Genomic DNA, 7,525 nt, shown 5'->3' with positions numbered 1-7,525 from the left:
AAGGCAAGATTGTTGCACATTTGCACAGTAAGTGAAAATAAGGCTTTTAAATCAATAAAATAGATTTGCGTCTAAAAATACGCCCTATATTCGAGCAGTAAAAAAACTCTTATATTTTTGATAAAGAAGACACCAATCAAGTTTCTACTTATATTATTTTTATGAAATAAATTGTCTATAAGTAACTATAATTAGTTTAAACTAACTAAATTAATCTTATGAATTAAGAAAATCGCATATCTTTGCGGTATAATTCACCGTTTGAAATTTATTGTTTAATAACGTCTGGTAATATCCATCTATGTCAAGACTTTTTACCTCAGAATCAGTTTCGGAAGGACATCCTGATAAAGTTGCCGATCAAATTTCCGATGCGGTACTGGATGCTATCTTAGCTCAAGATAAAAAGGCTCGCGTTGCCTGCGAGACTCTGGTTAAAACCGGTATGGTGGTTTTAGCCGGCGAAATCACTACCACGGCTAACGTCGATCTTGAAGATGTAGTTAGAAAAACCGTCTGTTCCATCGGCTATAACAGCACTGAAGTCGGTTTTGACGGTCGTTACTGCGCATTCTTAAATGCTATAGGCAAGCAATCTCCTGATATTAATCAAGGCGTCGATCGCGAAAATCCGGAAGATCAGGGTGCAGGAGATCAAGGACTTATGTTCGGTTATGCCTGCTCTGAAACTGCTGTTTTAATGCCGGCAGCCATTACCTACGCCCATCTTTTAGTTAAGCGCCAAGCTGAAGTAAGACGCATGGGCATCATTCCTTGGCTGCGTCCTGATGCAAAAAGCCAGGTAACCTTCGTTTATGACGATAACGGAGCAATTGAATCGGTTGATACCGTTGTCCTGTCAACCCAACATAGTCCTGATGTTTCTTTAAGCTCCGTAATTGAAGGAGTTCAGGAAGAAATCATCAAAAAAGTCATTCCGGCAAAATACCTGACCAAAAACACTAAATATTTCATCAACCCTACAGGCCGTTTCGTAATCGGCGGTCCGGTCGGTGACTGCGGTCTTACCGGACGCAAAATCATTGTTGACACTTACGGCGGAGCTGCTCGTCACGGAGGCGGAGCCTTCTCAGGAAAAGATCCGTCAAAAGTTGATCGCTCGGCAGCTTACGCAGCACGTTATGCCGCTAAAAACGTTGTCGCTGCAGGTCTTGCCAAACGCTGCGAAATTCAGGTGTCCTACGCTATCGGCGTAGCCAAGCCGGTTTCAATTTCCGTGAACACCTTCGGTACCGGAATTATTTCTGATGAAAAGATAGCCGCAGCCGTCAATGAAGTTTTTGATTTACGCCCTTACGGCCTTATCAAAATGCTGGATTTGATTCGTCCTATTTATAAGGAAACTGCAGCTTACGGACACTTCGGAAGAGATAATTTCCCATGGGAAAAAACCGATAAAGTCGATGCTTTAAAAGCGGCTTTATCTTAATTTACGTACTGCATTTATAAGAACGGCCCTTGAAGGGCCGTTCTTTTTCTAAATCATCATTAAACGATTACTTCCTGAATCAGAACTGAAATATCATCCTCTTCAAGATTATCTTTACCGACACGCTTAATTATCTCTTCCTGCGAATAAACATCCTCAGGATATACAACGACTACAGCCTTATCGCCATGCTGCAGGAAATTGTGCTCACCGTAATCGGTATAACGGGTTGCACCTACCGAAATCATTACCTGCTTAGGGCATCCTGCTTCATTTAAATACAAATTAATATTCTCGGCAGGACCTGCATTCTCCTGATTGTTAAATTTATCGATAAGCCATGCGATAAGCTTCTCATAAAAATAACTGTAATCACGTACCGGGCTATCCTCGCCGTAAACGAAAACCTCTTCGTTACGAACGAGAAAACTGGCAATGCGATATCTGTCTAAAATACCGCCTTTGGTAAATTTATCAATCTTAATTAAATTTGAAGCAAAACCCTTTGACGCACTGCCCCAGTTTTTCTTCTCACTAATCTTTTTAGCGCCTTCTTTACGAATTGAGCAGTCATTGCTTGCACCGAAAACCAAAGGAGTTATTGAGACAACTTTGCCGTTTTCCCAGGTTAAATCACAGACAATTGCGCATTCAGGCTCGATTTGCAATTTGCTCTCCCCTTTTGGGAATTCAATTTTGTATTCATCAAAAGGAAAAACATTTAAAAATGCCGGAATAGAATTTCCGCTTTTAGGCAGATAAGTAGGAAAAACAGCCTTAGGTGCATTTTTCTCCGCAGTTTTAACTTGAGTAAAATCACGTGCTTCTCCGGCTTGTTCCAAATGACCGGTAAAATTACCGGCAACGCCGAAAGTTGCCGCTTGTTTTAAATCAATGAACATATACGCTCCTTAGAGACTGTTTTTAACTTCAATTTATGAGATTATATAAAGACTAGATTAACAAAATTAAGCACATTTAGGTATGCAGTTACGTCATATTTTAATTCCTTTTATTGTTGCGATCGTTGCAGCAAGCTCATTTCATGAAGCGGCCGCGATGTCGGACTATCCCAAAGCCCGTGAAATCTTGCCGGATATTTTCAGAGAGCTTGAAAAACCTAAAACCCTATATTGTTCATGCCCTTTAATTTTTAAAAATAATACCTATTACCCCAATCTTAAGGCATGTAATTATCAGGTAAGAAGACAAAGTCAAAAACAGCTTGCCTCAAAAATAACCGTTGAACATATAGTTCCGGCATGGGAATTCGGCAAACAGTTTTCCTGCTGGAAAAAAGGCGGCAGGAAACGCTGCAGCGTATCTGACGAGCTTTTTATGGAAATGGAAGGAGATTTGCATAATCTTTATCCGTCTGTCGGTGAAGTTAATCAAGATCGCTCCAATTTTCGTTTTTCAGAATGGAACGCAACTAATAAGACCTACGGTAAATGTCAAACCGTAATCGATTTTAAGCATCGCCGCGTTCAACCTCAGCCTGCCGCACGCGGGATCATCGCCAGAGCTTACCTTTACATGCAGGATAGATACGGTCTTAAGATCTCCAAAAACCAGCAGAAACTGTTTAAAGCCTGGGATAGTAAATATCCTCCTGACGCCAATGAATGCAAACGCAACGAGCTTATTTTAAAAGTTCAGGGCAATCAGAATCCTTTTGTCAGCCGCAAATGCAAAGGCCAGGAAAATTTAAAGGATATAAAAGAAGAGCCTCTTGATAACTTTGAGCAACTCTTTAAGGACATTTTTTCACTATAAGCGAGTCAAAAGTGAGAACAGTACGCATATATGAGCCGCAAGGCAATCTTCAGGAAAATACGGAAATTACGCTTAGCGAAAACGGATCGGGACATCTATGCCGGGTTTTGCGCTTTAAAGAAGGTGATCTTTTTAATATTTTTGACGGAATAGGTCATGAGTTTAAAGCTAAATTGGTTCACGCCGGAAATAAAGCTGCCGCGCAAATATTAGAAGCCGTTGCCAATAACAGCGAATCTCCGCTGCAAATAGAACTCGGACAAGTCATAAGCCGCGGGGATAAAATGGACTTAACCATTCAAAAAGCAGTAGAACTCGGAATTTTTGAGATAACTCCCTTAACTTCAATTCGCTGTAATGTAAAACTTGATGAAAAACGATCATTAAAAAAAGTTGATTCATGGCAAAAAATTGCCGTAAGCGCATGCGAACAATCAGGTAGAGCTTTTGTTCCCAAAGTCAACGATATCACCGATCTTAAAACCTGGTGTAAAAAAGATCCTGATGCTTTAAATGTAACTCTTGATCCTCTGTCTTCCTTACGCCTTAAGGATTTAAAGCCAAAAACCGCAAAAATCCGCCTACTTATAGGTCCTGAAGGAGGCCTTTCTCAAGAAGAAATTAACGATGCGGCAGAATGCGGATTTATTGGTGTAAGCTTAGGTCCGCGCATTTTACGTACTGAAACAGCCGCTTTAGTTGCCTTATCAATTTTAGGCAGTCACTTCGGAGATTTATAACATGCAGAAAAATGAATTGCTTCTTGGCAAATCAACTTCCTATCTTGAAGAATACGATCCTACCGTACTGCAGTCTATCGGACGTAATTTAGGACGCGCCCAATTAAAAAGCGACGTAAGTGTAGGCTATGACTTATGGCGTCTTTATGAAATTACCTATCTAAATCGAAAAGGTATCCCGCAAGTTGCCGTCGGATCAATCAAAGTTCCGGCAACATCGCCGTATATAGTCGAATCAAAATCATTAAAACTTTATATCGGATCTTTTACCCAAACCAAATTCAGCAATAAAGGCGAAGTAGCGGCTATTATCGCTCATGATCTGAGCAAGGTTCTTGAAACCAGCGTTGAAGTTAAACTGTATGCTTTAAACGAAATCAATGAGGACTTTAATATCCAAAAACTAAGCGGTACCTCAATTGACGAAGAGCCTATAGAAAAACCGGTGTACGAACCGGATCCTAAATTACTTGTTCCTTCAGGCGGTAATTACGTTATCGAAACCTTAAGCTCAAATTTATTAAGGACATTATGTCCCGTAACCGGACAGCCCGATCATGCTTCAATCATGATTAGATATGAAGGGGAACAAATAGATAAAAAAGCCCTTCTTTCCTATATTGTGTCATATCGTCGTCACAGAGGTTTTCATGAACAGTGCTGCGAGCAGATTTTCAATGATATAAAACAAAATCTGCGTCCCGTTAAGCTCTGCGTTATGGCATGTTTTACCCGTCGCGGTGGAATTGACATTAATCCTATCCGTAATGAATTTAGCGATGACTTAATTCCTTTAAGGACTATCCGGCAATAATCAGTCTTTTGACTGAAAAAAAACGGTTAACAGGCTACAATAAAAAAACATAAAGAGAAAATATAAGGATAGAGTATGAGTGTAAAAGTAGTATGGCCCAAAGGCTCAATGGCTCTTTTAACGCAGCTTGAAGCCGACAGCATCTCCCTTAACTCCCAAGGAGAGTTATACGATTTATATCGTAATTGCTCTCTTGCAGTTTTAAACAGCGGCAATCTAACCGATAATTCAAAAGAGCTGCTTGAAAACTATCAGAATTTTGAAATCAATGTAGTAAGAAACGAACGCGGTCTTAAGATTGAATTAATCAATCCCCCTGAATCTTCAATTGTTGACGGTGAAATAGTCAACATGCTGCAAAAGCATCTTTTTTCGGTACTGCGTGATATTGTTTTAACTAACGTTGCACAAAGAGAGCTTTTCAAGCTTTCAGCTGACAAATTATCTAATGCTCAAAGCATAACCAATTGGATCTTTTTAATCCTGCGCAACGCCGGAGCCCTGCTTGCTGATACACCCCCAAATATCGCAGTTTGCTGGGGCGGCCATTCAATAAGTACCGAAGAATATAATTACGCCTACAAAGTCGGTAAAGAGCTCGGCTTACGCAAAATTGACATCTGTACGGGATGCGGACCCGGAATAATGGAAGCACCTATGCGCGGCAGCATTATGGGACATATTCAGCAAAGTGCTGAATATTGCCGCCGCATAGGACTTACAGAGCCGTCAATTATCGCCGCTGAGCCGCCTAACTCAATGGTATCCGAACTCGTTATCATGCCGGACATTGAAAAGCGTCTGGAAGCTTTCGTGCGTTTGGGGCACGTTCTTATAGTTTTCCCGGGTGGTCCCGGTACTGCTGAAGAGCTGCTGTTTATTCTCGGTATTAAATTATTAAGGGAAAACCGCCATAATCCGGTTCCGCTTATTTTAACCGGCAATGAAAACAGCAAACCCTATTTCGATGCTTTAGATTCATTTTTAAGATCTTCTCTTGGCGATGAGATCTCGCGCTATTACCAAATAATAATAAACGATCCGAAAGCTGTCGCAATTGAGGTAAGCAAAGGTCTTAAAACCGTACACGAGCATCGCAATCTTGTACATGAATCATATTGCTTTAACTGGTCTTTAACTATTCCCGAGGAGCTGCAAAGACCATTTGAAGTCAATCATGAGAATATGAGCGCCCTTGACCTGCATAAAGATCAAGAGCCGTGGAAGCTTGCTGCAGCATTACGCCGTGCTTTTTCCGGAATCGTAACCGGCAACGTAAAAGAATACGGTATAAAAATGGTTGCGGAGAAAGGTCCTTTTATCCTTCATGGAGACAAAGAGATCATTGATAACATGGACAAATTAATGCGCGACTTTATCGCTCAAGGACGAATTTTGCTGTCAGAACGAAAATATAAGCCGTGCTACCGTTTTGAACACGATAAGTAAATTAATTGCGACCGGGACTTTCCCGGTCCTTCTTTATTATTATGAAAACAATATTAAAAATCTCTCTTTTATCTGCTCTTTTTATCACATTAAGCGCATCTGCATCAGATAAGGCAGTAAATCAATCAATTAAACGTGTCTCTTTTAACATTGATGGCAGGGACTACACCGTAAGTTTTAATTGTCCAAAAGAATTTAAAGACAGCGTATTCAAACATGACAACATGTTAAGTGTTATTTTGGGCAATGAAAATAACAAACTTACAATTTCATATACAAACATTAAATTAAATGATAAAGAGCTTAACTACCTAAAAGATGAAAAACATTTTAAAGACAGTATATTAAAACCGTTTTCCGACAAAGAAAACTTGCTATACGGTCAATATGAACTAATAAACGAAAAATATAGTGACAATCACTATAGCATCATACTAACAGGATTTTTAAAAAAGCCGGAAGACGGATATCTTCCTGATACGGAAAACCATTTTTATCAACGAACAGATATCTTATTTAATGATTTCCATCGCCTCAGCTGCCAAGTATCAGGCCGTCAAAGCGAAGCCGCTACGACCAAACTCCTCTTTAACGGCAACCTATCCTTATGCAGGAACGTAATTGACAGCTTCAAAGTAGAGCAAAAAGCGTCTAAATAAAAGTTAAAATCACGCTTCCGATAATAAAAGCGTATACACCGGCCAAAACATCGTCAATCATTATGCCAAAACCGCCGGCTACCTTTTTATCTGCCAAAGACACGGGATAAGGTTTTAAAATATCAAAAACTCTAAACAACACAAAAGCTAAAAATGCATACCAATAATTTGCCGGATAGCACATTACGCTTATAAACATACCGACAAACTCATCTATGACGATTCCGCCATGATCATGAACTCCCATGGCTTTTTCAGCCTCGGAGCATGCCTTAACGCCGATAAAGAAACTTAAAACAATAAAAACAACGGAGATAATCGGATTTATATATAAAAGAACCATGCAGATCGGAATTGCGGCTAAAGAGCCGAAAGTACCGGGAGCTTTGGGTGCAAGTCCGGAACCGAAACCGACAGCCAATAAATGCCAAGGGTTCTTTAAATTTAATTTACGCAGTAATTCACGGGATGCCATGGTAAATCCTTAAATGAAACCTATAAGCTAATTTACCTAAAGAGAAACAAAAATTAAAGGCATAGAAACGGAAAAGCCGCTATCCATAAGACAGCGGCTCTTGTAAGGGATGCCCGGCAATGACCTGCTCTCGCGCAAACGTACGTTGCACTACCATCGGCG

General features: G+C 40.2%; 8 protein-coding genes. 6 read left to right on the top strand and 2 right to left on the bottom strand.

Annotated features, from left to right (window positions below; all coding sequences use genetic code 11):
• The first annotated feature begins 301 nt into the window (after positions 1-301).
• Positions 302-1,450 carry a methionine adenosyltransferase gene (metK, locus tag QZ019_RS08525; RefSeq protein ID WP_295484199.1) on the top strand — a complete coding sequence of 383 codons (1,149 nt, stop codon included), beginning with the start codon at positions 302-304 and terminating at the stop codon, positions 1,448-1,450.
• 59 nt (positions 1,451-1,509) lie between these two features.
• Here metK and QZ019_RS08520 read toward each other — a convergent pair whose 3' ends face one another.
• Positions 1,510-2,352 carry a DUF5718 family protein gene (locus QZ019_RS08520; RefSeq protein WP_295484196.1) on the bottom strand — a complete coding sequence of 281 codons (843 nt, stop codon included), beginning with the start codon at positions 2,350-2,352 and terminating at the stop codon, positions 1,510-1,512.
• A gap of 82 nt (positions 2,353-2,434) precedes the next feature.
• Between QZ019_RS08520 and QZ019_RS08515 the strand changes: the two genes are divergently transcribed.
• The 5 genes from QZ019_RS08515 (at position 2,435) to QZ019_RS08495 (ending at position 6,888) form a co-directional block, all read left to right on the top strand.
• Positions 2,435-3,226, top strand: a complete 792-nt coding sequence (locus tag QZ019_RS08515) for an endonuclease (RefSeq protein WP_295484193.1) — start codon at positions 2,435-2,437, stop codon at positions 3,224-3,226.
• An 11-nt stretch (positions 3,227-3,237) separates the two neighbouring features.
• Positions 3,238-3,966 (top strand): 16S rRNA (uracil(1498)-N(3))-methyltransferase, encoded by a 729-nt coding sequence (locus tag QZ019_RS08510; RefSeq protein WP_295484191.1) that lies wholly within the window; start codon positions 3,238-3,240, stop codon positions 3,964-3,966.
• A 1-nt stretch (position 3,967) separates the two neighbouring features.
• On the top strand, positions 3,968-4,780 hold the full coding sequence (queF, locus tag QZ019_RS08505) for an NADPH-dependent 7-cyano-7-deazaguanine reductase QueF (RefSeq protein WP_295484189.1): 813 nt from the start codon (positions 3,968-3,970) through the stop codon (positions 4,778-4,780).
• Between the two features lie 75 nt (positions 4,781-4,855).
• Positions 4,856-6,229, top strand: a complete 1,374-nt coding sequence (ppnN, locus tag QZ019_RS08500; protein WP_295484187.1) for a nucleotide 5'-monophosphate nucleosidase PpnN — start codon at positions 4,856-4,858, stop codon at positions 6,227-6,229.
• 41 nt (positions 6,230-6,270) lie between these two features.
• Positions 6,271-6,888, top strand: coding sequence for a hypothetical protein (locus tag QZ019_RS08495; protein WP_295484184.1), 618 nt, complete (start codon positions 6,271-6,273; stop codon positions 6,886-6,888).
• Here the strand turns inward: QZ019_RS08495 and QZ019_RS08490 are convergent.
• On the bottom strand, positions 6,881-7,363 hold the full coding sequence (locus tag QZ019_RS08490) for a phosphatidylglycerophosphatase A (protein ID WP_294567192.1): 483 nt from the start codon (positions 7,361-7,363) through the stop codon (positions 6,881-6,883). The genes QZ019_RS08495 and QZ019_RS08490 overlap by 8 nt on opposite strands.
• Positions 7,364-7,525 lie beyond the last annotated feature (162 nt).

Origin of the sequence: uncultured Succinatimonas sp., from assembly GCF_905203285.1 — a bacterium.
Taxonomy (GTDB): domain Bacteria; phylum Pseudomonadota; class Gammaproteobacteria; order Enterobacterales; family Succinivibrionaceae; genus Succinatimonas.
This window is presented reverse-complemented; position numbering and strand designations above follow the sequence as displayed.